Origin of the sequence: Microbacterium sp. B19, assembly GCF_000333395.1 — a bacterium.
In the GTDB taxonomy this organism is placed as follows: domain Bacteria; phylum Actinomycetota; class Actinomycetes; order Actinomycetales; family Microbacteriaceae; genus Microbacterium.
In genome coordinates this window covers 1-1,480 of record NZ_BADA01000242.1, presented here as the reverse complement: position 1 = coordinate 1,480, position 1,480 = coordinate 1, and the positions used below count along the sequence as shown (strand labels likewise).

The window sequence follows — 1,480 nt, the reverse complement described above, 5'->3', positions numbered from 1 at the left end:
CGCAGCACGCGACGGTGTTCGCTCTGATGAACGCATGATCAGAGTCTCGAACGATCGCCCGGTGTTCGTCAAGTCGAACGAACGACGAGCATAATGAACGCATGAGCGACCTCGGTGACCGCATCGCCACGACCCTCCGCCGCGAACGCGAGCGGCGCGACCTCAGCGTGTCCGAGCTCGCGCGGCGCGCCGGAGTGGCGAAGGCGACGGTGTCGCAACTCGAGAACGGCGGCGGCAATCCGAGCGTCGAGACGCTATGGGCGCTGGCCACCGCGCTCGAGGTGCCGTTCGCTGTGCTCGTCGACGAGGGGGTGCGCTCCCCCACGCTCATCCGCGCGGGCGACGCCCCGTCCGCGGCGGTGCCGGCGTCCGCGGCCGACTACCTCGCCGTGCTGCTCTCCGCGAGCCCGCCGCACGCGCGCCGCGACATCTACCTGCTCCGCGCCGAGCCGGGGAAGCCGCGCCTGTCTGACCCGCACCAGCGCGGCACGGTCGAGCACGTCGTGCTGCTCTCCGGCCGCGGCCGCGTCGGCCCGGTGGATGCGCCGTACGAGTTGCACCCGGGCGACTACCTCTCGTACGCCGGCGACGCGCCGCACGTCTTCGAGGCGCTGGTCCCCGGGACGAGCGCGGTGCTGGTGTCCGAGTCGCGCTGACCCGGCCGGGACGCGGTGCCGCGGGGTGGCATCCAGTGTCCAAGACACTCCGCTCGCGGCGCCGACTCAGCGGGGTGTCTCGGACGCTCGACAGGGATGCCACGGACTCGCGGAGCGGCGGGGGCAGGCGGCGGGCCGGTTCAGTGGCCAAGACACGCGGACGGCGCGCGGCGCGCTCCGCGTGTCCTGGACACACAAACCCCTGGGGGCGATGCCTGCACGGCCCCTTGAGGCTTGCGCGCCGGCGGCATCCACTGTCCAAGACACGCCGCTCGGGGCACGGGCCCAGCGGCGTGTCTTGGACGTTCGACGGGCGGAGGCCAGGGCCACCGACGTGGCCGCGTCAGCGGACCGTCGCCAATGGACGCGGGCACGGGTAACGTTCCGCCCATGCACCGCATCTTCGACACGCCCGTCGCGGGCGTCTACCCCCTCTACCTCGCGAAGGTCGAGCGCAAGGGACGCACGCGCGACGAGCTGGATGCCGTCATCCGGTGGCTCACGGGGTTCGACGACGCGGAACTGACCCGACACATCGAGACGTCCGCAACGTTCCGTGAGTTCTTCGAGGCGGCCCGCCTCAACCCGCTGTCGGCGCAGGTGACGGGCGTCGTGTGCGGAGTGCGCGTCGAGCAGATCGAAGACCCGTTGATGTACCGCATCCGCCTTCTCGACAAGCTCGTCGACGAGCTGGCGAAGGGGCGCCCGCTCACGAAGGTGCTCCGGAGCGAGACGCCCGCGCCCGCCTGAGCCCTCAGCCGGGCAGGCTGCCGGCGGCGAGGCGTCCGCGGCGCACGACCGTGACGACCGCGTCCGCCCGCAGC

2 protein-coding genes are annotated in these 1,480 nt (G+C 72.4%); both read left to right on the top strand.

Annotation, left to right across the window (positions count from 1 at the left end):
• The first annotated feature begins 101 nt into the window (after window positions 1–101).
• Window positions 102–656: a helix-turn-helix domain-containing protein gene (locus I5G_RS09250; protein ID WP_022878809.1), complete on the top strand. Its 555-nt coding sequence runs from the start codon at window positions 102–104 to the stop codon at window positions 654–656.
• A gap of 390 nt (window positions 657–1,046) precedes the next feature.
• Complete coding sequence (locus I5G_RS09245) at window positions 1,047–1,406, top strand: DUF2200 domain-containing protein (RefSeq protein WP_022878808.1); 360 nt, start codon at window positions 1,047–1,049, stop codon at window positions 1,404–1,406.
• Window positions 1,407–1,480: the final 74 nt, after the last annotated feature.

Excerpts from the sequence above, each read along its gene's own strand:
- I5G_RS09250 (WP_022878809.1), top strand. The coding sequence starts at position 102 with ATGAGCGACCTCGGTGACCGCATCGCCACGACCCTCCGCCGCGAACGC.
- I5G_RS09245 (WP_022878808.1), top strand. The coding sequence starts at position 1,047 with ATGCACCGCATCTTCGACACGCCCGTCGCGGGCGTCTACCCCCTCTAC.